Origin of the sequence: Sinorhizobium sp. M4_45, assembly GCF_002885915.1 — a bacterium.
Lineage (GTDB): Bacteria > Pseudomonadota > Alphaproteobacteria > Rhizobiales > Rhizobiaceae > Sinorhizobium > Sinorhizobium meliloti_A.
On the sequence record NZ_NWVE01000019.1, the window covers coordinates 1 to 18706 of the forward strand.

The window sequence follows — 18706 nt, forward strand, 5'->3', positions numbered from 1 at the left end:
TCACTTTCGACCGCGGTACCGAGTTTCGCGGCTTCAGGGCTTTGGAAGATGGACTCGGCGCCAGGAGCTGGTTTTGCGATCCGAATTCACCTTGGCAGAAAGGCGCCGTCGAGAACGCCAACAAGCGTATCCGCCGCTTTGTGCCAAGCGATACGGATCTATCCGCCGTCAACCAGCAGCAGCTGGTCGCCCTTGCCCATCACATGAACTCGCTGCCGCGCAAGTGCCTGGGCTACCGCACACCGGCCGAAGTCTTCATGGCACATTTGCGCGAAAGTAGCTGATGCCCTACCCTTCACACGTCATTGTTGCGCTTGGGTTAGATTCTCCACCGCAAAGTTAAAGTGTCCTGTTTTTGCAAAGTAGGAATGTCACTCTCCCGGCGTTTTGACGGCGTGGGAGATTGCGGATGGGATTGATTGCGATGAGCGAGCGTGACCTGCAGCGCATGTCCTGGGCTTAAGCACGCGCCAGGTCCGCCGCTTGCTGGAGCGGATCCGGACGGATGGTGCAGCATCGATCCGGCACAAGGGGATTGGTCGGCCATCGAACAATCGGATTTGCGACGGTGTGCGGGATTATGCCCTGGCGATCGTGCGCGAACGCTATGCGGACTTTGGTCCGAGCTTGGCAGCCGAGGAGCTTGCTGAGCGCGATGGTTTGCGGGTGTCGCGCGAGACGCTGCGCAGCTGGATGGCGGATGCCGGACTTTGGCTGTCGCGCAAGCAGCGGCGGACGTTTCATCAGCCACGATTGCGACGCGAGGCCTATGGCGAACTGGCCATGCCTATGCGCCGGATTGATGGCCGACTTCAATCGTCGCTTCGGCGAGGCGCCGCGCAATCCGAAGGACATGCGCCGGCCGTTTGCCGCGCATGAGAACCTCGATGGCGCCATGTGCCGCGAGGAGATCCGCAAGCTGTCGCAGTCGCTGACGCTGCGCTATGACAAGGTGATGTTCATCCTCGATCCGACCGACCTCGCCACGTCGCTCGCCGGCAAGAAGGTCATTGTCTGCGACTATCCCGATGGTCGCCTCGAGGTCACCCATGAGCGGACGTCCCTGCCCGACAGAACCTTCGACACGCTGCGCTCGGTGCACCGCTCCGAGGTGGTTGAGAACAAGCGCCTTGATGACGTGCTGGCGCTTGTGGCCGAGATTCAGGCCGGGCGAGAGCAACAGCACAGCAAGGGCGGGCCGCGCCGCACCGGCCAGACGGACCATATGTTCGGCATTCCCGATGGCGGCCAGAGCAATGGCTATCAAAAGCGCGGCACGAAGCCTGGCCGGAAGCCGCATTTACCAAGGATCCGCTGGTCATCGCCGGCGGCAGCAGTCGCTGGCAAGACTGAAGGCGGGCGAGCGTCCGACGTAGCGGATATAATCCCGACATGCTAAAGCGCCTGCATGGGAACGCTGGCGCTTAATGATAGCGTGTTTGAGTACCAGTGGGCCTCAGACGTCGAGTTCGATGGCATTCGGTTGGAAGTGCTCGCCGAGGATGGCGAAACGCTTTTCGACATCAGCGTGCCCGAGCATGGTCCCACTATGGTCAACACCTTCGCGCGAGAAGTCGAAGCAGACCTAATCGTAGCAGCTCTAGCAATTGCTCAGCAGCGCAAATAAGGGGAACCGTCGCGGCAGTTAGATGGAGAAGCCGGGGAATGGTCAAGGCTCAGCCTGGGGGCACCGCGGACAACTTCAAGCGGCTTACCCATGAGCGCCTCCCAACTCTATGAGCCGTGTCGAGACCTTTTCTGCCAGATCGCGGTCATGAGTGACCAGAAGAACCGCCAGACCGGTCTCCCTGACGATCTCATGGAGCAACGTGATAACGTCCTGCTGGCTCACCGGGTCAAGTCGAGACGTCGCCTCGTCGGCAAAGAGGAAGGCTGGATCGAGCAGAAGCGCACGCGCCAGGGCAAACCGCTGCAACTCGCCACCGGAAACCTGCCCCGGCAGTCGATCGAGCAAGGCGCTCTGCAAACGCAGTCGGTCGCACAGGACTTCGATCTCCGTCCAGTCTTTACCGTGGAGACGAGCGAGATCTTTCAAACCCTTGCGGACCGTCTGATGCGGCGCGAAGGCAGCCGGTGGATCCTGGTAGAGCTTCTGGAACCTAAGTGGCGACAGCTCGGCATCTCTCACGACCGCACCTGCATCGGGCCCGGTCAGGCCGAGCAGAATATTGCCGATCGTCGTCTTGCCGCAGCCGCTCGGACCGACGACAGACACGATCTCGCCTGCGGCAATCTCGATATCAAAGCCGGAAAACAGCACCCTGTCGCCATAACGCTTCTCCAGCCCCTGCGCTGTAACAACGGTCTTGCCGGGCGTTGCCCTTGTCTTGCGCGCCCATTGCGAAGGTTCAGCGGCAAGAAGTGCCTTGGTGTAGGCATGCTGCGGTTCCGCAAACAGCGTTTCGGCAGGCCCGTACTCAACCAGTCGGCCCCCAAGCATGACGCCGACAGTGCCGCCGAGCGCCCTGGCAACAGCAACATCATGCGTGATGGTCAGAAGCAATCGGCCCGTCTCCACCTCATGTTTGAGCCGTGCCGCCACCGAGTCCCGCAGCTCCGCATCGAGACCTTTTGTCGGCTCGTCGGCGATCAATAATTCGGTGTCGCCGGCATGGGCCATCGCGATTGCCGCGCGCTGGCCCATGCCGCCAGAAATCTGAAACGGAAAGAGAGCCTCGGCCGATGAAAGGGAGACCTCAGCTAGATTCTGTCTGGTCGCTGCCCCGCTATCGGTGGCCGTCATGCCTTTGACGTAGCGGTGAATCTCGCCGACCTGCGGGCCGACGCGCATCGTCGGGTCCAGCGCCAGCCATGGCTCCTGCGGCAGGAGGCCGATGCTTCGGCCCCAGCGGCGGCGCCGTTCCGCAGCCGGTTCAGCAAGGAGATCCCGACCCTTGAAGAGCACGCGCCCCGAGGCGCGCACACCCGCCGGCAGATTGCCCATGATCGCCTGGGCGACCAGGGACTTGCCCGAACCGCTTTCTCCAAGCAGGGTCAGTGGCCGGCCCTTGCCGAGCGAAAGCGAGACGTCTGAAACGATCGGTCCGTCAACTGTGTCGATCGACAGGTCGTGAACCGCAAGATCATTCATCATCTGGACGTTCATGCGCGCTCTCCCTGAGCGAAAAGTTGAAGGCCGAGAACGAGCAGGAAGATCAGGGCAGCGGGAAGCAGCACATGCACCGGCGCCTCGGCAAAGTAGGGCAGAAGTTCAACGATCATGCTGCCGAGCTCGGCTGTGGGCGGTTGCAGTCCGACGCTGATCGCGCTCAATGTCGAGACCGCGATGATGGCCGTTGCCATGGCGAAAGCGGCAAGCGTCGAGATCATCGGTGCGATGACCGGCAGCACGTAATGCACAAGGATGTAGCGCGAACCGAAACCAAGCATACGCGCCGCCTCGACATGCGGCTGGGACAAGATGGTTTTCGTGGTCGCCTTCGTCACCCGGTAGAACTCGACCCAGAGCGTCAGGGCCAGGCCGAGGAAGAGCGGGCCGTAGTCGCCCGGCGAGAAGGCGAGCAACAGCAGGACCAGCATCAGGCCGGGCAATGCCAGGACGATGGTTGCCACGAATTCGAGCCCGCGTTCCGTCCAACCGCCTCTCCAGGCGGTGACGAGACCGAACAGGACACCGGGTATCGCGGCAGCCAGCATGGTGAGGAAGGCCATTCCGAACGACAGCCGTGCGCCATGGGCAAGCCGCGCCAGCAGACTGCGGCCGTAGTGATCGGCGCCCAGCAGGTAATCGCCACCGATCGGGGCAAGACTGGCGCCAAAATCCTGGGCCGCCGGATCGACCGGAATGACCGCCGGCCCGATGATGGCGAAACCGCCGAGCAGGATCAGCAGGCCTGCGCCGGCCAGACGCGTGGCTCCGGGTCCGCTTTTTGCCGGCTGATATGTCTGGTCAATGGTCGTCATGCGACTTTCCTCATCCGCGGGTCGAGCCAAAGCGTCAGAAGGTCCACGATGGCGGCTATGGCGACGAACATAAGGCCCATGGTCAGCGCCGTGCCCTGCACCATCGGCACGTCGCGCTCGACGATCGCGTGCACCAGCGCATGACCGATGCCGGGATAGGCAAAAAGGGATTCGACGACCACGACCCCCTCGATCAGATAGATCGCCTGAAGGCCGAGATAGGACACGACGGGGATTGCGGCGTTCCGCAGCCCATGGCGGCGCACGACCACCGCCTCGGCGAGCCCCTTGTAGCGGGCGAAGGCGAAATAGGGCGCCCGCGCCACCGTCGCCACGGCATTGCGTGTGACACGGCTCGACATCGCCGCCAGGCCGAGCGCCAGGGTCAGCGCCGGAAGCAGGATTTCCCGCGGCGAACCGAAGCCCGCCGGAGGCAGCCAGCCGAGCTGACGCGAAAAGATCAGCATCAGGATGAGGCCCAGAACGAAGGGCGGAATGGCCCGGAAGGTCACCGCGCCCATGAGGCCGACGCGGTCCGCGGTTCCACCCGGCTTGAGGCCGCCGAAGAGGCCGACGATCGGGCCGATCAGCAGCGACAGCGCAAGCGCCGCCGCCGCCAGCCAGACCGAGGCGCCAAGCTGGACCTGAAGCTCATGGGCCACCGCACGGCCGGTAACCAGCGAATGACCGAGATCGAAGCGCGCGAGACTGCCGAGCCATTCGATGAACTGCACGGCAATCGGACGGTCGAGCTCGAGTTCCAGACGTACCTTTTCCGCCGCATCGGCAATGCGCGCGTCCGGCCCATAGCGGCCGGCGGCGATGCGCATCGCTGCATCGCCCGGCAGCACGCGCATCAGGACGAAGCACAGGCCTCCGACCACGATCGCGACGATGCCTGCCTGCAGCAGGCGCGCCAGAAGAAAATTCCTGATCGCCATGTCCGTCATTCCGCCCAGCGAATGGAGGAGAGGCCGTAGTTCACCTCGAGCGGATCGACCTCGACCCCGGCGATGCGTTTGCTGGACACGATGGCCAGTTCCGACCACGTGACCGGAATGCTCGGCAGTTCCTCCTGCAGGATTTCGACGGCCCGTTTCTGGAGTGGCGCGCGAACGGCGGGATCGCTTGTCGCCGCCAGTTGATCGACGATAGCCTGCATCTCCTTGTTGTCCCAGCCCATCGAGCCCCAATCGCTTCCACCCGGACCGTAGTCCTGGAGCAGCGTGCCGACGGGGTCGGGCACGATCGAATAGAGCCGCGAGATCAGCCCCATCTCCAGCGTGCCGTCCTGGTGGCGCGCAGGGATCTCCGAGCTGTTGCCGACGGAAACCCTGACGTCGATGCCGACCTGCCGAAGCTGGGCCTGAAGGGCGGTTGCGAGCGGCGGCAATTCCGGCCAGCTTGCATAGGTCAGCATCGTCACGCTGAAGCGCTCGCCGTCCTTCTCCAAAATACCGTCGCTTCCCGGTACCCACCCGGCTGCCTTGAGCAATTCCTTCGCGTTGTCGAGGTCCTTCTCCAGCGGCTGGACGTCAGGCGAGTTCCAGCCTTTCATTGCGGGCGGGAAGAGCTGCGTCGCGGCGAGATCCGTGTTGCGCAAGATCACCCTGGTGGTCCCGATGCGGTCAATCGCGGCGCTGATCGCCTGCCGCTCCTCAACCTGATCGAAGAAAGGCGAGGCCGCATTGACCTTCAACAGCCGGGTGCGCGGGATGGTCGCGATCTGCACATCCAGCTTCGGATTGGCCTTCAGCCGGTCCACGGAGACAGGAAGCATGGAGAAGACAAGATCGGCCTCGCCGCTCTCGGCCATCAGGGCTCGCGTTTCCCCCTGCCCCACGGCCAAATAGGTCACATCGGCAATGCCTGGCTCGCCGCCCCACCACGCGCCGGAGCCTTCCAGCTCCAGGCGCGCCGGCGGCGTGAGGGCCTTCACCTTGTAGGGTCCGGTACCGACGATCTGCGTGGCTTTGCCGGCCACATCGAAGGACGACGGCGCGAGCACGATGGTACTGAAATGCACGAGATAGGCGGGCAATGCCGAAAACGGCTTGGCCAGTCGTATCACGACATCGCTGCCTTCGACCTCGATACCGCCAATAGGTGCCTGCGACAGGACGCCCACACCCGCCAGCGCCCGCTGAAGGCTGGCGACCGTCGCCTCGGCCGTAACCGGTGTCCCGTCATGGAAGACGGCGTTGCCGCGCAGCTTGAAGGTCCAGACGAGCCCATCCTCCGAGACCGTCCAGCTCTCGGCAAGACCCGGAACAAGCGCGCCCTCCTTGTCCGTGGTCACGAGCGTCTCCGCGACCTGGAGACGACTGAAGACATAGCCCGTCTGTGCCGGTTCGATGCCGGTAATTTCCCAGGGGCCAGCGACCTTCAGGGGTTCGGCCCGAGCAAAACCTGCCGGCAACGATGAGCCCAGCAAGAGTGTGAGGAAAAGCGCTTTCGCAACGCGCATGGATTTTTCTCCGTTTTCAGTTTGTTGATCTGCAAAATCAGGGGGGATCAAAGGCAGCGGAAAACGCATGGGCCACGTCGTCTTCCGTCACGTCCTCCATTGCCTTGTGAACCGCGGCCTGGACCGTTTCGCTGCCCCGCATCACCAGGATCACGGTCTCCTTCGGGGGGCAGCCCGGCACGTGACAGGCGAGTTCGCTGACCGACACGATGGCATCGTCCGATAGTGCGAGCAGTTCGCGCACCCAGGATTTGATCGCGCGGGCGCTGTTGATGACAGAGGGATCATTGCGTGCCAGCGGGTTGACGAAGGGCGGGCTCATGCAGCACCTCGCCTGGCTCTCGCCGTGTGAGGCGCCAGTTCCTCGAACAGATCCCGGATCGCCCTTGCGGACGAGATCGTGATCGATCGGAACGGTTCCGAACTCGTTGACGATGACGGCCGTCCCCTGCATGGCCGGATCGGCCAGGATGTCGTTCAGCAGGGTTGTCTTGCCCGGACCGAGAAAGCCGGTCAGAAGCGTGACCGGCACGGAATCGTAGAGCCGTCTCACATCATCCTCCGTGGAGCCGGGTGCGTTGCGCCACCGCTTGAACAGGCCGCCAATCATGCTGCAGGGAATTCATGTGGGTTGATTTTTTCAGGTCGGAGGCTTCCCCCGCGTGAGCGGGGTAAGCCGTGCGATCAGCTGCCGAGGATCGCGGCCTTCATCGTGTTCACGTTGTAGCGGAACATATCGATATAGGTAGCTGCGGGGCCGTCGCTCTTGGACAGGGCGTCCGAGTACAGCGTGCCGCCGATCTTGATGCCGGTTTCCGTCGAGATCTGCTCGATGAGACGCGGATTGGTGATGTTCTCGAGGAAGATCGCCGAAGCCTTGTCGTGCTTCACCTGATCGATCAACTTTGCCACGTCCGCTGCGGAAGCCTCCGCTTCGGTCGAGATGCCCTCAGGGGCAATGAAGTTGAGGCCGTATTCATGTTCGAAATAGCCAAAAGCGTCATGGGACGTGATCACCGTGCGCTTGTCCGCGGGAACGGCTTCGATGGCGGCCTTCACCTCGGCCTCAAGCTCGCCGAGCTTTGCAACGTAAGCCTCCGAGTTGGCCCTGTATGTCGCGCAACCGGCCTTGTCGGCCTCGCAGAAGGCATCGGCGATATTCTTCACATAGATTTCGGCATTGTGGATCGACTGCCAGGCATGCGGATCGAACTCGCCGTGATGATGACCCTCATGGCCATGGTCATGGCCGGCTTCGGCCTTTTCCCCGCCGGCGCGATCATGCTCTGACTCCGCGTGGGCCTCGTCCTCGTGATGGTGTTCCTCTTCCGCAGTTTTCAAGGGCTCGATGCCCTTGCTTACCTCGACCACCGAAGCTTTTGTGCCGCTGGCTTCGATTAAACGTGACATGAAGCCTTCGAATTGAAGACCATTGACGAGAACGACATCCGCTCCTTCCAGAGCAGCGGCATCCGCAGGCCGGGGTTCATAGACGTGAGCGTCGCCATCGGGCCCCACCAGCGTCGAAATCTCCACCAGATCGCCGCCGACGTTCCTGGCAAAGTCGGCGATGATCGAAAAGCTGGCGACCACTTTCAGATCGGCAGCGGATGCGCTGGAGGCAAAGCCGCCAAGCGTGATCAGACTGGCATAGGTGGCAAGGCGTAGAGTGTTCAACATGGAGATCTCCTACAGTTGATCAGGCGGTTTTGTGGCGGCGGGACGTGAGGGCACTCGGAAGCATTCCCCGCGTCCCCACCAGGGCGGACACGGCGTAGATGATGCCCGCCGTCAGAATGATGGCGGGACCGGAAGGCAAGGACCCGTGGTACGACAGCAGCAATCCACTGACCGAAGAGATCGCTGCGATGACGGTCGCAATGGCGCACATCGCACGCACCTCGTTGGTCCAGAAGCGGGCGGCAGCGGCCGGCAGCATCATCAGGCCCACCGACAAAAGCGTGCCGAGCGCCTGGAACCCACCGATTAGGTTGAGGACGACCAGCGTCAGGAAGATGAGGTGAACCGGCGTTCCGATGCGACTGACGGACCGCAGAAAAAGCGGGTCGAGACATTCAGCGACGAGCGCCCGCCAAAAAATAGCGAGCGCCGCAAATGTGATGACGGCGACGCCGACAATCAGCGTAAGCGCCGCGTTATTGAGAGCCAGCACCGAGCCGAATAGGACGTGCATGAGATCGACGCTCGATCCCTTCCACGACACCAGCAGCACCCCGACCGCAAGCGAGATCAGGTAGAAGGCGGCGAGCGAAGCGTCCTCCTTCTGAACGGTGAAGCGCGAGACAATGCCTGAGCCGAGCGCCACCAGCAGTCCGACGACCAGACCACCGATCGTCATCGGGACGATCCGGAGCCCGAAGAGCACAAAGCCGACGGCGGCCCCGGGGAGAATGGCATGCGCCATCGCATCCCCGGTCAGGCTCATGCGCCGCAACATCAAAAAAACGCCGACAGGCGCACAGCTAACGGACAACACGAGCGATCCGAAGAGAGCGCGCTGCATGAAGCCATAGCGCAGGAATGGGCCTATGAGATCCTCATACATGACCGGCAACCTTATGATCATGTGGGAGATGAGTGTGGCGTCCCTGCCGTGCATCATCTTCACACCAGCCAGCCTGCTCGTCCCAGGCCTCCTGAAAGCTGCGCGCTCTGCACAAGTTCTCTGATGTCATGACGTCGGAGGTGGCACCCCATGCCACCGGCCTGCGGGCGATCAGCAACGTCTCGGGAAAATGCTCGCGCACCAGCGCGTGGTCGTGCAGCACACACAGAACCGTTCGTCCTTCGGACACCCAGGATTTGATAACGAGAATGAGGTCCGCAATGGTGCGGGCATCGACCGCATTGAACGGCTCATCCAGCAGGATCAGGTCCGCATCCTGAAGCATGGTGCGCGCAAAAAGCGCGCGCTGCATCTGCCCGCCGGAAAGGCTGTCGAGGGGGCGCTTCTCAAAACCGGTCAATCCAACCGCGTCAAGGCAAGTGGAAAGCCTGATCTTGTCGGCGGCCGTGAGGCGCCCAAGCAAGCCGCGCTTCTGCCAGTGACCGAGGGACACGAGATCGATCACACGCGCCGGAAACGTCCGGTCGAGTTCTGATTGCTGCGCCAGATAAGCAAGGCGCCGAAACCCTGGAGCGCAGGCACCGCTGATCGGCTTCAAAATCCCGGCTATGCCTTTCAGCAGGGTGGATTTGCCTGACCCGTTGGCGCCAACGATTGCGGTGAGCGAACCCTGCTTCACACCACCGCTCAGGTGATGCACGGCCGCGTGGCCACGGTAGCCAAGCGTCAGGTTCCTGAATTCCAGACAAGTGTTGTTCATCGCGTCCTCGGGGATTGACAGCGACTGCATAGGTAATGTTATTACGTTCGTCAATCGGAAATGTAACGTAATAACATATTCGCCGACCGCCGGGAGCGCTGCCTCACGCGGAGACTCGTGTTTCGCGCAGAGAGGTGAGAATGTGATTTTTTCCGCCGTGAGCGGATCGGACCAATGACTGCGTCCCTTCGCATCCTTAAATGATGCGTGATGGCTGATGCGCGACGAGGCCGACATGAGAACGACCCTGGCAATCGACGACGATGTACTGATCGCCGCAAAGGCGATGGCAGCCCAGCAGCACCGGAGCGTCGGCGAGGTCATTTCCGAACTGGCTAGACGTTCTTTGCGCAGACCGCGCAGCAGCGGCGAGCGCAATGGAATTCCTCTCCTATCACCTCAGCCGGATGCTCCGCCAGTGACGCTCGAGATCGTCAACGCCTTGCGTGACGAACTGCCGTGACTTTCCTTCTCGACGTCAATGTGCTGATTGCCTTAGTCGATCCGGGCCATGTTGCCCATGACGATGCGCACGAATGATTCGCGGCGACGGGTCAGACCGCGTGGGCTACCTGCCCCACTACCGAAAACGGCGTTATCCGGATTGTCGGCAACCCCAAATATCCGAATTCTCCCGGTTCACCGTCTCTCGTAATGGAGATCGTCGGCAAAATGCGGTCGCTCCCCGGTCACAGTTTTTGGCCGGACGATGTGAGCCTTGTCGGGTCAGGTGATATCGCTCCCACGAAAATCCTAACCTCGGGGCAGGTAACTGACACCTATCTCCTTGCGCTCCAAGGCGCGTGGGGGGCAACTGGCGACATTCGATCGCAAGCTCTCAGCAGCGGCGGTCACGAGGGGTAATTCTGCCTTGCACCTGATCACTGCAACTCGGGTTCGTTAATCACGATCTCGCCGCGCAAGCTCACGAGCGAGTTCCAGAAAAGCTCTAACACCTGCCGAAAGATTCCGCCTTCCGGGGTAGTACAAGCAGAGACCCGGGTACGGCGGTGTCCAGTCTTCCAGCACTCGGATGACCCGCCCCGTCTTGATCTCCGGAAGAATGTCCTGTTCGAACAGGTAGCCGATGCCCGCACCCGCGAGCACAGCAGCCCGCGTGAGGCTGGCTTCATCGAGCGAGATCTGTCCCTCGACGTCGATCTGAACCTGCTCGCCGTCCTTCTCGAACCGCCAACGGTACGTCGAGCCGTCAGGTAGCCGGACGCGGATGCACTTGTGGGTAAGGAGATCCGGCGGCACCACAGGGACACAGTGCCTCTCGAAATATGCAGGAGACCCTACGACAGCGTGCCGTTGAGGCCGGCCGAGGGAAACGGCGATCATGTCGCTGGGAACAAGTCCTGCGACTCTGATCCCCAGGTCGAACCCGTCCCGGACGATGTCGATCATCCTACCCTCCGTGACGATGTCAACGTTCATGTCGGGATATCGGCGCAGGAACTCGAGCACGAGCGGCGAGATGATCGCGCGCGCGGCGAACGGTGCCGCGTTGATCCTGATCGTTCCGGAAGGTGTTTCGCGCTGCTCGCGCACGGTTTCCAGGGCGGCGTGGAGATCCTGCAACGACGGAGCGACATGTTGAATGAACAGGCGCCCCGCATCCGTCAGCGAAACGCTCCGCGTGGTGCGGTTGAACAACCTGACGCCCAGTGCCGACTCCAGCCTGCCGATCGTATGGCTCAGCGCGGTGGTCGAGATACCGAGATCGATCGAAGCGGCGCGGAACGTCCCGCGCCGGGCGATGGCGATCGCAGCTTCCAGTTCCTTCAGGCTGGCCTGCTCCATTGTCCCGATCCCTTCATCAGCGCATGGAAGTTAATCCCACTTATGTGACCAATATCTGAGTGCTAGATGTCCTGCAAGCAAAGGAGAGACACTCATGATCCCGCCATTACCCAGACCCATCGCGGACTATGTCAAAGCCAACGCACTTCTCGACGTTGACGGCATGCTGAAGCCATTCAGCGCGGATACGGTCGTGCTGGACAACGGACGTCGTTACGAAGGCCATGCCGAACTGCGGAACCTGCTCGTCGAGGCTGCAGGTGTGAAGGCGATCTTCACTCCGGACAGTGTGCGTCATGAAAACCTTCAGGTCGTGGTTGAAGGACCCGTCCACGGCGACTTCAAAGGCAGCCCGATCCGTTTCACCTATCGGTTTTCCCTCGAGAACGACGGGATAAAGGCTTTGGAGATCACGGCATGAACAGCAAAGTGGATCCAACCGAGTTTGCGGGGAAGCGTGTGCTGGTCAGCGGAGGCACCAAGGGCGCGGGCCGCGCCACTGTTGACCGCTTCCTGGCAGGAGGCGCCCGCGTGATTACCTCAGCCCGCGAAACACCAGAGTCCGTCGACAGCGTCGAGTTCGTCCGGGCAGACCTGAAGACGTCCGAGGGGGCAGCAACCTTGGCCAAGGCCGCCCTCGAGCGCTTTGGCGGCATCGACGTCCTGGCTCATGTTCTTGGCGGATCGTCGACACCAGGCGGAGGCTTCACTGCCCTGACAGACGACCACTGGCTGTCCGAACTGAACCTCAACCTCTTGGCGGCCGTCCGCCTTGATCGTTTTCTGATCCCGCAGATGATCGAACGCGGCAGCGGCGCGGTGGTTCATGTGACCTCCATCCAGTCGGTGCTTCCCCTGCCCGATGCCACCACCGCCTACGCTTCCGCCAAGGCGGCGCTCAGGGCCTACAGCAAGTCCATCTCCAAGGAGCTTGGTCCCAAGGGGGTTCGGGTCAATGTCGTCTCCCCCGGCTGGATCATGACGGAGTCCTCCGTCGATCTGCTGAAACGTCTACAGGCGGCCAATGGTGGTACGATCGAAGAAGCACGGCAGCTAGTCCTCGACAGCCTTGGCGGGATTCCGATCGGTCGTCCGGCCGACCCCCACGAAGTCGCCGATCTCATCGCCTATCTGGCCTCGGACCGTGCGGCCGCGATCCACGGCGCCGAATTCGTCATCGACGGAGGCACCGTTCCGACCGTCTGAGGTGATCGTGCCGACGTCCGAATTCAAGGCGGACGTCGGCTGACGGCGTGGGAGATTGAGCGAGCGTGACGTGCAGCGAATTGAGGTTCTGTCGAAAGCGTTCGCGCTTGATTCAAACCTGGTTGAGTGGAAGGATGTCCCGGCCTCAACGGTCGCTGGTGCCGCTCTACGAGGCGCCCGTCATCTGGAAATTCGGAGCGAAATATGGCTGCTGAGTCCCACGGCATAGACCTGCTGCCGGTTATCGCCCTGCTTGGAGCGGCCGTCGTCGCGGCTCCGCTGTTCAAGCGTATCGGGCTCGGCTCTGTTCTCGGTTATCTCGCCGCCGGGATTGCCATCGGCCCCTTCGGCCTTCGGCTGCTCCAGGAGCCGTCATCCATTCTTCACGTCGCCGAATTGGGCGTGGTGATGTTCCTCTTCATCATCGGACTGGAGATGCGGCCCTCTCGCCTCTGGGGGCTTCGCCGCGAGATTTTCGGGCTCGGCATCGTACAGGTCGCCCTTTGCGCGATACTTCTGACGGGCGTCGGCGTTCTGACCGGCTTTCCGGTGGCCCCCTCCTTCGTCGCCGGCGCCGGCTTCGTGCTCACCTCGACTGCGATCGTCATGCAGTTGCTGGAGGAACGCCGAGAGATGGCGGCCCCGAAGGGACAACGCATCGTGTCGATTCTCCTCGTGGAGGATATGGCCATCGTGCCCTTGCTTGCGCTGGTCGCGTTCCTCGCGCCGATCGTGCCCGGAAGCGTTGCCGCGTCCGGGGGGATCGATTGGCTTTCCATCGCGATCGGACTTGCATCGATTGCAGGCCTGGTCCTCGCCGGGCGTTATCTGCTCAATCCGCTTTTCGGCCTCATTGCAAGCGTCGAGGCCAGGGAGGTGATGACGGCGGCAGCGCTGATGGTTGTGCTCGGGTCGGCCTATGTCATGCAGCTCGGCGGTCTCTCCATGGCGATGGGCGCGTTCCTCGCCGGTGTCCTGCTGTCGGAGTCGACGTTCAGGCATCAGCTCGAGGCTGATGTGGAACCGTTCCGGGGCATTCTGCTCGGCCTCTTCTTTCTTGCGGTCGGGATGTCGCTCGATCTTAGCGTCATCGCTCGCAGCTGGGCGATGATCCTCTTCTACGTGGCCGCCTACATGGTCGTAAAGGCCATCGTCATCTACCTTGTGGCACGGCTCTTCAGGGCGTCCAACTGGGAGGCGATCGAGCGTGCGGTTTTCATGGCGCAGGGCGGCGAGTTCGCCTTCGTGCTCTATGCCGCGGCCCTCGGCACCGGCATCATCAGCGGCGAAGAGAACGCCATACTGACGGCGATCATCATCGTATCGATGATGGTGACGCCGTTGCTGATCGCGGCGCTGCGTCTCGTGGAGAGGAACATTCCGCTGTCGACGGATGGCGTCGAGCGGCCCGAGGACCTCAGCGGCAATGTCCTGATCATCGGTTTCGGCCGTGTCGGCCAGATCGTGAGCCAGGTCCTTCTGACACGAGGTCACGTCATCTCCATCATCGATACCGACGTGGAGATGATCAACACAGCCCGCGAATTCGATTTCAAAGTCTATTACGGTGATGGCAAGCGCCTCGACATCCTCCATGCGGCGGGCGCCGAGCGCGCCAATGCGATCGTGGTCTGCGTGGACAAGGCGGACGACGCCACGAAAATCGTCGAGCTCATCAAGGCCGAGTTCCCTCTCGTCCCGGTTCTCGCGCGTGCCTCGGACCGGCGGCACGCGCTGGATCTTATCGGCGCGGGCGCCGATTTCCACATTCGTGAGACATTCGAATCCTCGCTGGTTCTCGGGCAGAAAACACTGGAGGCCTTGGGAGCGGATCTTCCCGAGGTCGCCGAAATCATCGAGAAGGTTCGGCAGCGGGACGAGAAGCGGCTCGAGCTCGAATTGGTCGGCGGTCTCTATGCCGGGCGGCCGCTCTTCAGCGGCAAATTGGAGCCGGTGGAAGTGGTGCCGCCTGGTGGTTCGGCGTGAAGGAAGCAAGAGACAGCGCCGAAGCGGCGACCCTCATTCCTGTGACGCGCACAGGAATGAGGAGAGGAAAGCGGCTACATTCTACAGCAGGCTCTCGATCATGATCGGCAGTTCATGCACGCGCCTTCCGGTTGCGTGATGAATGGCGTTCGAAACCGCCGCCGACATTCCCACAAGCGCGATTTCACCGAGCCCCTTTACCCCCAGCGGGTTGACGATCGTGTCTTCCTCATCGACGAAGTGGGCTTCGATGTGCGGCGTATCGAGGTTCACCGGCACGAGATAATCGGCCATGTGCGCATTGATCGGACGCCCGTTGCGCCTGTCGAGCACCGTTCGTTCCATGATGGCCATGCCGATGCCGCCGATCATGCCTCCGATACACTGGCTCGTCGCAAGCTTCGGGTTGACGACCCGGCCCACTCCGTAGGCGCCAAGGGCTCGCCTGACCTTGATCGTCTTCACGTCGGGATCGATGGCAACTTCGGCGAAGACCGCGCCGAATGAATGCATGGAATATTTCTGTCCGGTTTCGCCGTCACGGGCGGCAGTCCCCTCCCCGACGAGCGGGCTCTCCCCGCCATAGGACACGAGCTCGGCATAGGTGACGCCTCGATCGGACCGGCCTTTCACGAACAGCATGCCATCGCGCCATTCCAGCGCTTCCGGCGATTGCCCGGCAAGCCCCGCATTGCCTCCGCCTTTTGCGGCAAGCACGGCCGCCTTCGCCTGAAGATCGAGGCATGCGGCTCTGATTGCGGAGCCGACAGACGCCATGGTCATCGACCCACCATGGGGTGGCGTCGCCGGAAAATCAGAGCGGCCAAGAGAAAACCTGATTCGCTCGATGGGAATTCCCAGATATTCCGCGGCGACCTGCGTCATCGAGGTGTAGGTGCCCGGCCCCATGTCGCTTGCCGCCGCCTCCACCTCCACCGTCCCGTCGGGGAGAAGTCTTACTCGGGCGTTTGCCGGGGCAAACAGGCATGGATAAGAGGCGTTGGCCATTCCATAACCGATCAGAAGACGCCCGTCCCGCATCGAGCCCGGCTTGGGCGTCCGGCGACTCCAGCCAAAGCGCTCGGCTCCGAGATCGTAGCATTTCAGCATCGATCGGCTGGAGAACGGAACCTGCCGCCCTTCGTCGATCTGCGGCTCGTTGATCCGTCGCAAGTCGATCGGATCCATCTGAAGCTTGTAGGCCAGTTCGTCGATCGCACATTCGAGCGCGTGGATACCGCTCGCCTCGCCTGGGCCCCGCATATAGGTCGGTGTGCTGGCGTCCAGGGGAATGAGACGATAGCTCGTGCGCACGTTCGGGCAGGAATACATGAAGCTCGTCACGGACGTGAGCGCCTCCATGAACTCCTCGTAACGACTCGTCTCCCCTGCCCCTTCGTGGACGATACCGATGAGCTTGCCGTCGGCCTGCGCCCCCAGGGCGATGCGCTGTAGCGTGTAAGGCCGATGCCCCGTTGCGAAGAACATCTGTTTGCGGGTGAGCACGAGCTTTACCGGACGGTTGACGTGCCGCGCGGCCAGAGCCGCCAGGGTGACGTGCGGCCAGGTTCTCAGGCTGGTGCCGAACGCGCCGCCGATGAACGGACAGTTCACCTGCACGTTTTCCGGCGGAAGCCCGAAAATGGCGGCGATCTCCGCCTGCTCGTTGACGACGAACTGGCTTTTGCTCCACAGCGTCAGGTTGTCGCCGTTCCAGGCGGCGATCGTCGCGTGCGGCTCCATCGGGTTGTGGTTCTCACGCGCGATGACATATTCCGCCTCGACCTTCACGGCCGCGGTTTCGAGCGCCTTGTCGGCATCTCCGCGGGCGAGATCGGCTTCGGCCCGGGCACCCGGCCGGCGCGCGACGGCCGGGATGACCCGCTCGCCGGCATGTGCATCGACCTGCGGCTGGCGGGCGGAGTAGGTGACCTTGAGGGCGTTGGCCGCATGCTCCGCCTGATCGAGCGTTTCGGCGACGACGATGGCGACCGGCTCTCCGAAGAAGCGTACCTCGGAGCCCTGCAACACGTGAAGCCGTTCTCCCGCCGGCGGGTCGATAGGCCCTCGGTGTTCGTTGTAGGCAAGCCGCTGCGCGTTGATGTGGCTTATGACAGCCACGACGCCCGGCATTTTCTCGACTGCTGCGCTGTCAATCGATTCTATTCGGCCGAGCCCGACAGTACTGCCCACGATGACCGCGTGGGCTTGGCCTTCCTGGTTGAACTCGGCCGCGTATGTGGCCTGGCCAGTGACCTTCAGGCGGCCGTCGATGCGCGACAAGGATTTACCGATAGCCGTCGTCATGCCACATCTCCTGCCATTTCGAGTGCTCGTACGATCGTTGCGGGAAGGAGTTTCACCTTGAACCCGTTGTGGGAGAGAGGACGCGTCTCCTCGGTCGAAACCGCCGCCGCGATCTCGTAGCTGGCGCGAGCGGCGGGTTTTCCCACCAGCGCCTGCTCGACAGCGTTCATGCGCCACGGGCGGGTGCCCACGCCCCCTGCAGCGATGCGGACCTCTTGGATTGTTCCGTTCTCCACATGAAGAGCCGCCGCCGTCGATACGAGGGCAAACTCGTAGGAGGATCGGTCCCTGACCTTCAGGTAGCGCGCCTTTCTCGCATAGGGGCCGTTTGGGATCTGGACCTCCACGATGAGTTCGCCTGGTTCCAGCGTGTGCTCGAGATGAGGCGTCGACTCCGGAAGCCGGAAGAGCTCCTCTACCGGAATGGTTCGCTCGCCGGCCGGCCCCTTCAAGGAGAGCGTCGCGCCCAGCGCGACGAGAGAAACGGCCAGATCGGATGGGTGTGTGGCGACGCAGTGCTCGCTGGTGCCGAGAATTGCATGGCCGGCGTTCAGGCCGTCGATTGCCGAGCATCCCGAGCCCGGTACGCGCTTGTTGCAAGGCGCGTCCAGCATTCGGAAATAGGGACAGCGGACCCGCTGCAGCAGATTGCCGCCGATCGACGCCACGTTGCGGAGCTGCGGCGATGCACCCTCGGTCAACGTTTCCGAAATGAGCGGCTGCAATCTGCGCACGTCCTGATTGGCGGCGACCTCGGACATGCGCGCCAGCGCGCCGATGACGATCGCCTCATCCGTAGCCCGGATGTAATTCAGCGGCAGCCTGTTGATGTCCACGATCTTTTCCGGCGTCTCCACCTCCTCGCGCATCAGGTCGACGAGGGTCGTCCCGCCGGCAAGATATCTGGCTCCGGCAGCGGCTGCGGCGATCGCTTCGGACTCGCTGGCCGCCCGTTGAAATTCAAAGGGTCTCATGTACGATCCTCCTTGGCAGCCTGGGCGACGGCCGCCACGATCCCGGGATAGGCGCCGCAGCGACAGATGTTGCCGCTCATCCAGTAGCTGATCTCCTCGGCCGAGGACGCATGACCCTCGCTGATGCAGCCGAGCCCCGACATGATTTGTCCCGATGTGCAATAGCCGCATTGAAAGGCGTCATGCTCGATGAAGGCCTCCTGCAGCGGATGCAGCGCCTCTCCTTCCGCGACGCCCTCGATGGTCGTGATCTTCGCGCCGTCATGCATGACGGCGAGCGCCAGGCAGGCATTGACGCGCCGGCCGTCTATCAGCACCGTGCAGGCCCCGCACGCACCCTGGTTGCACCCTTTTTTGGTCCCGGTCAGAGAGAGCCTCTCCCTCAGCATATCCAGAACCGACAAGCGGGGATCGACGACCAGCTGATGGACGCGACCGTTCACGGTCACTTCCAACGGCAGCGTGTGGGTGGGAAGCGCGGGCGTTGCCGTTGAATCCGCTGCTGCCCCGGCTGGGAGCGGCAGCGCCGCAAAGGCCACGGCCCCGGCGGTTGCCTGAAGCGCTTCTCGGCGTGACATGGTAAGACCTGGCGGATGCGATTCTGCTGTTTCGTCAGTCATGAAAGGTCCCCTTCAGCTCAGTAGTGGCGATAGAGGATAGGACGTCCG

At 62.5% G+C, this 18706-nt stretch carries 18 protein-coding genes and 3 pseudogenes; 9 read left to right on the plus strand and 12 right to left on the minus strand.

Translation table 11 applies throughout. The features are described 5' to 3' along the window. The 4 genes and pseudogenes from CN933_RS30815 to CN933_RS30825 all read left to right on the plus strand — a co-directional run. Nucleotides 1-284, plus strand: a 284-nt coding sequence (locus CN933_RS30815) for an IS30 family transposase (RefSeq protein WP_146032696.1), incomplete at its 5' end; no start/stop codon positions are given. A gap of 157 nt (nucleotides 285-441) precedes the next feature. Continuing rightward, a pseudogene (locus CN933_RS32650) lies at nucleotides 442-807 on the plus strand (helix-turn-helix domain-containing protein); the annotation flags it as partial. Continuing rightward, a complete protein-coding gene (locus CN933_RS32655; protein ID WP_522954425.1) occupies nucleotides 803-1399 on the plus strand; it encodes a hypothetical protein in 597 nt (198 codons plus the stop codon). The pseudogene CN933_RS32650 and the gene CN933_RS32655, both read left to right, overlap by 5 nt. 9 nt (nucleotides 1400-1408) lie before the next feature. Further along, nucleotides 1409-1627, plus strand: a complete 219-nt coding sequence (locus CN933_RS30825; protein WP_102763387.1) for a hypothetical protein — start codon at nucleotides 1409-1411, stop codon at nucleotides 1625-1627. 84 nt (nucleotides 1628-1711) lie between these two features. On the opposite strand, the gene CN933_RS30830 is transcribed toward CN933_RS30825, so the two are convergent. From CN933_RS30830 to aztA, 8 genes and pseudogenes are all read right to left on the minus strand, one after another. After that, complete coding sequence (locus CN933_RS30830) at nucleotides 1712-3127, minus strand: ABC transporter ATP-binding protein (protein ID WP_102763388.1); 1416 nt, start codon at nucleotides 3125-3127, stop codon at nucleotides 1712-1714. After that, the gene (locus CN933_RS30835; RefSeq protein ID WP_102763389.1) at nucleotides 3124-3945 is read right to left on the minus strand and encodes an ABC transporter permease; all 822 of its coding nucleotides are present in this window, start codon (nucleotides 3943-3945) and stop codon (nucleotides 3124-3126) included. Before CN933_RS30835 ends, CN933_RS30830 begins: the two co-directional genes overlap by 4 nt. Beyond that, nucleotides 3942-4880, minus strand: a complete 939-nt coding sequence (locus CN933_RS30840; protein ID WP_102763412.1) for an ABC transporter permease — start codon at nucleotides 4878-4880, stop codon at nucleotides 3942-3944. Before CN933_RS30840 ends, CN933_RS30835 begins: the two co-directional genes overlap by 4 nt. Before the next feature lie 11 nt (nucleotides 4881-4891). Continuing rightward, nucleotides 4892-6412: an ABC transporter substrate-binding protein gene (locus CN933_RS30845; protein WP_102763390.1), complete on the minus strand. Its 1521-nt coding sequence runs from the start codon at nucleotides 6410-6412 to the stop codon at nucleotides 4892-4894. A gap of 358 nt (nucleotides 6413-6770) precedes the next feature. Then, nucleotides 6771-6965 (minus strand): annotated as a pseudogene (locus tag CN933_RS30855) (GTP-binding protein); the annotation flags it as partial. Nucleotides 6966-7096: 131 nt separating this feature from the next. Then, the gene (aztC, locus tag CN933_RS30860; protein WP_102763391.1) at nucleotides 7097-8092 is read right to left on the minus strand and encodes a zinc ABC transporter substrate-binding protein AztC; all 996 of its coding nucleotides are present in this window, start codon (nucleotides 8090-8092) and stop codon (nucleotides 7097-7099) included. A gap of 19 nt (nucleotides 8093-8111) precedes the next feature. Then, nucleotides 8112-8978 carry a zinc ABC transporter permease AztB gene (aztB, locus tag CN933_RS30865; protein WP_102763392.1) on the minus strand — a complete coding sequence of 289 codons (867 nt, stop codon included), beginning with the start codon at nucleotides 8976-8978 and terminating at the stop codon, nucleotides 8112-8114. Then, nucleotides 8971-9759: a zinc ABC transporter ATP-binding protein AztA gene (gene aztA, locus CN933_RS30870; RefSeq protein ID WP_102763393.1), complete on the minus strand. Its 789-nt coding sequence runs from the start codon at nucleotides 9757-9759 to the stop codon at nucleotides 8971-8973. Before aztA ends, aztB begins: the two co-directional genes overlap by 8 nt. 235 nt (nucleotides 9760-9994) lie before the next feature. Between aztA and CN933_RS30875 the strand changes: the two genes are divergently transcribed. Together CN933_RS30875 and CN933_RS32205 are read left to right on the plus strand one after the other, a co-directional pair. After that, complete coding sequence (locus CN933_RS30875; protein WP_080636789.1) at nucleotides 9995-10222, plus strand: CopG family transcriptional regulator; 228 nt, start codon at nucleotides 9995-9997, stop codon at nucleotides 10220-10222. After that, nucleotides 10219-10663: pseudogene (locus CN933_RS32205) on the plus strand (TA system VapC family ribonuclease toxin). The gene CN933_RS30875 and the pseudogene CN933_RS32205 overlap by 4 nt, the downstream one beginning before the upstream one ends. On the opposite strand, the gene CN933_RS30885 reads toward CN933_RS32205, so the two are convergent. Next, entirely contained in the window at nucleotides 10660-11565 is a 906-nt protein-coding gene (locus CN933_RS30885; RefSeq protein ID WP_102763394.1) for a LysR family transcriptional regulator, read from the minus strand. The pseudogene CN933_RS32205 and the gene CN933_RS30885 sit on opposite strands and share 4 nt — an antisense overlap. Before the next feature lie 94 nt (nucleotides 11566-11659). On the opposite strand from CN933_RS30885, the gene CN933_RS30890 reads away from it, so the two are divergent. The 3 genes from CN933_RS30890 (at nucleotide 11660) to CN933_RS30900 (ending at nucleotide 14757) form a co-directional block, all read left to right on the plus strand. Next, nucleotides 11660-11986 (plus strand): nuclear transport factor 2-like protein, encoded by a 327-nt coding sequence (locus CN933_RS30890; protein ID WP_102763395.1) that lies wholly within the window; start codon nucleotides 11660-11662, stop codon nucleotides 11984-11986. After that, nucleotides 11983-12771, plus strand: a complete 789-nt coding sequence (locus CN933_RS30895) for an SDR family oxidoreductase (protein ID WP_102763396.1) — start codon at nucleotides 11983-11985, stop codon at nucleotides 12769-12771. Before CN933_RS30890 ends, CN933_RS30895 begins: the two co-directional genes overlap by 4 nt. 204 nt (nucleotides 12772-12975) lie before the next feature. Next, nucleotides 12976-14757: a monovalent cation:proton antiporter-2 (CPA2) family protein gene (locus tag CN933_RS30900; RefSeq protein ID WP_102763414.1), complete on the plus strand. Its 1782-nt coding sequence runs from the start codon at nucleotides 12976-12978 to the stop codon at nucleotides 14755-14757. An 81-nt stretch (nucleotides 14758-14838) separates the two neighbouring features. On the opposite strand, the gene CN933_RS30905 is transcribed toward CN933_RS30900, so the two are convergent. Genes CN933_RS30905 through CN933_RS30915 form a run of 3 tightly spaced genes read right to left on the minus strand, consistent with a single transcriptional unit; the run spans nucleotide 14839 to nucleotide 18658 of the window. Further along, nucleotides 14839-17064 carry a xanthine dehydrogenase family protein molybdopterin-binding subunit gene (locus CN933_RS30905; protein ID WP_102763397.1) on the minus strand — a complete coding sequence of 742 codons (2226 nt, stop codon included), beginning with the start codon at nucleotides 17062-17064 and terminating at the stop codon, nucleotides 14839-14841. Continuing rightward, on the minus strand, nucleotides 17061-18038 hold the full coding sequence (locus CN933_RS30910; RefSeq protein ID WP_102763398.1) for an FAD binding domain-containing protein: 978 nt from the start codon (nucleotides 18036-18038) through the stop codon (nucleotides 17061-17063). Before CN933_RS30910 ends, CN933_RS30905 begins: the two co-directional genes overlap by 4 nt. Continuing rightward, on the minus strand, nucleotides 18035-18658 hold the full coding sequence (locus CN933_RS30915; RefSeq protein WP_018099172.1) for a (2Fe-2S)-binding protein: 624 nt from the start codon (nucleotides 18656-18658) through the stop codon (nucleotides 18035-18037). The genes CN933_RS30910 and CN933_RS30915 overlap by 4 nt, the downstream gene beginning before the upstream one ends. Nucleotides 18659-18706 lie beyond the last annotated feature (48 nt).

Excerpts from the sequence above, each read along its gene's own strand:
- CN933_RS30895 (WP_102763396.1), top strand. The coding sequence starts at position 11,983 with ATGAACAGCAAAGTGGATCCAACCGAGTTTGCGGGGAAGCGTGTGCTG.
- CN933_RS30825 (WP_102763387.1), top strand. The coding sequence starts at position 1,409 with ATGGGAACGCTGGCGCTTAATGATAGCGTGTTTGAGTACCAGTGGGCC.
- CN933_RS30900 (WP_102763414.1), top strand. The coding sequence starts at position 12,976 with ATGGCTGCTGAGTCCCACGGCATAGACCTGCTGCCGGTTATCGCCCTG.
- CN933_RS30890 (WP_102763395.1), top strand. The coding sequence starts at position 11,660 with ATGATCCCGCCATTACCCAGACCCATCGCGGACTATGTCAAAGCCAAC.
- CN933_RS30910 (WP_102763398.1), bottom strand. The coding sequence starts at position 18,038 with ATGAGACCCTTTGAATTTCAACGGGCGGCCAGCGAGTCCGAAGCGATC.
- CN933_RS30905 (WP_102763397.1), bottom strand. The coding sequence starts at position 17,064 with ATGACGACGGCTATCGGTAAATCCTTGTCGCGCATCGACGGCCGCCTG.
- CN933_RS30830 (WP_102763388.1), bottom strand. The coding sequence starts at position 3,127 with ATGAACGTCCAGATGATGAATGATCTTGCGGTTCACGACCTGTCGATC.
- aztB (WP_102763392.1), bottom strand. The coding sequence starts at position 8,978 with ATGTATGAGGATCTCATAGGCCCATTCCTGCGCTATGGCTTCATGCAG.
- aztC (WP_102763391.1), bottom strand. The coding sequence starts at position 8,092 with ATGTTGAACACTCTACGCCTTGCCACCTATGCCAGTCTGATCACGCTT.
- CN933_RS30885 (WP_102763394.1), bottom strand. The coding sequence starts at position 11,565 with ATGGAGCAGGCCAGCCTGAAGGAACTGGAAGCTGCGATCGCCATCGCC.
- CN933_RS30875 (WP_080636789.1), top strand. The coding sequence starts at position 9,995 with ATGAGAACGACCCTGGCAATCGACGACGATGTACTGATCGCCGCAAAG.
- CN933_RS32655 (WP_522954425.1), top strand. The coding sequence starts at position 803 with ATGGCCGACTTCAATCGTCGCTTCGGCGAGGCGCCGCGCAATCCGAAG.
- CN933_RS30915 (WP_018099172.1), bottom strand. The coding sequence starts at position 18,658 with ATGACTGACGAAACAGCAGAATCGCATCCGCCAGGTCTTACCATGTCA.
- aztA (WP_102763393.1), bottom strand. The coding sequence starts at position 9,759 with ATGAACAACACTTGTCTGGAATTCAGGAACCTGACGCTTGGCTACCGT.
- CN933_RS30845 (WP_102763390.1), bottom strand. The coding sequence starts at position 6,412 with ATGCGCGTTGCGAAAGCGCTTTTCCTCACACTCTTGCTGGGCTCATCG.
- CN933_RS30835 (WP_102763389.1), bottom strand. The coding sequence starts at position 3,945 with ATGACGACCATTGACCAGACATATCAGCCGGCAAAAAGCGGACCCGGA.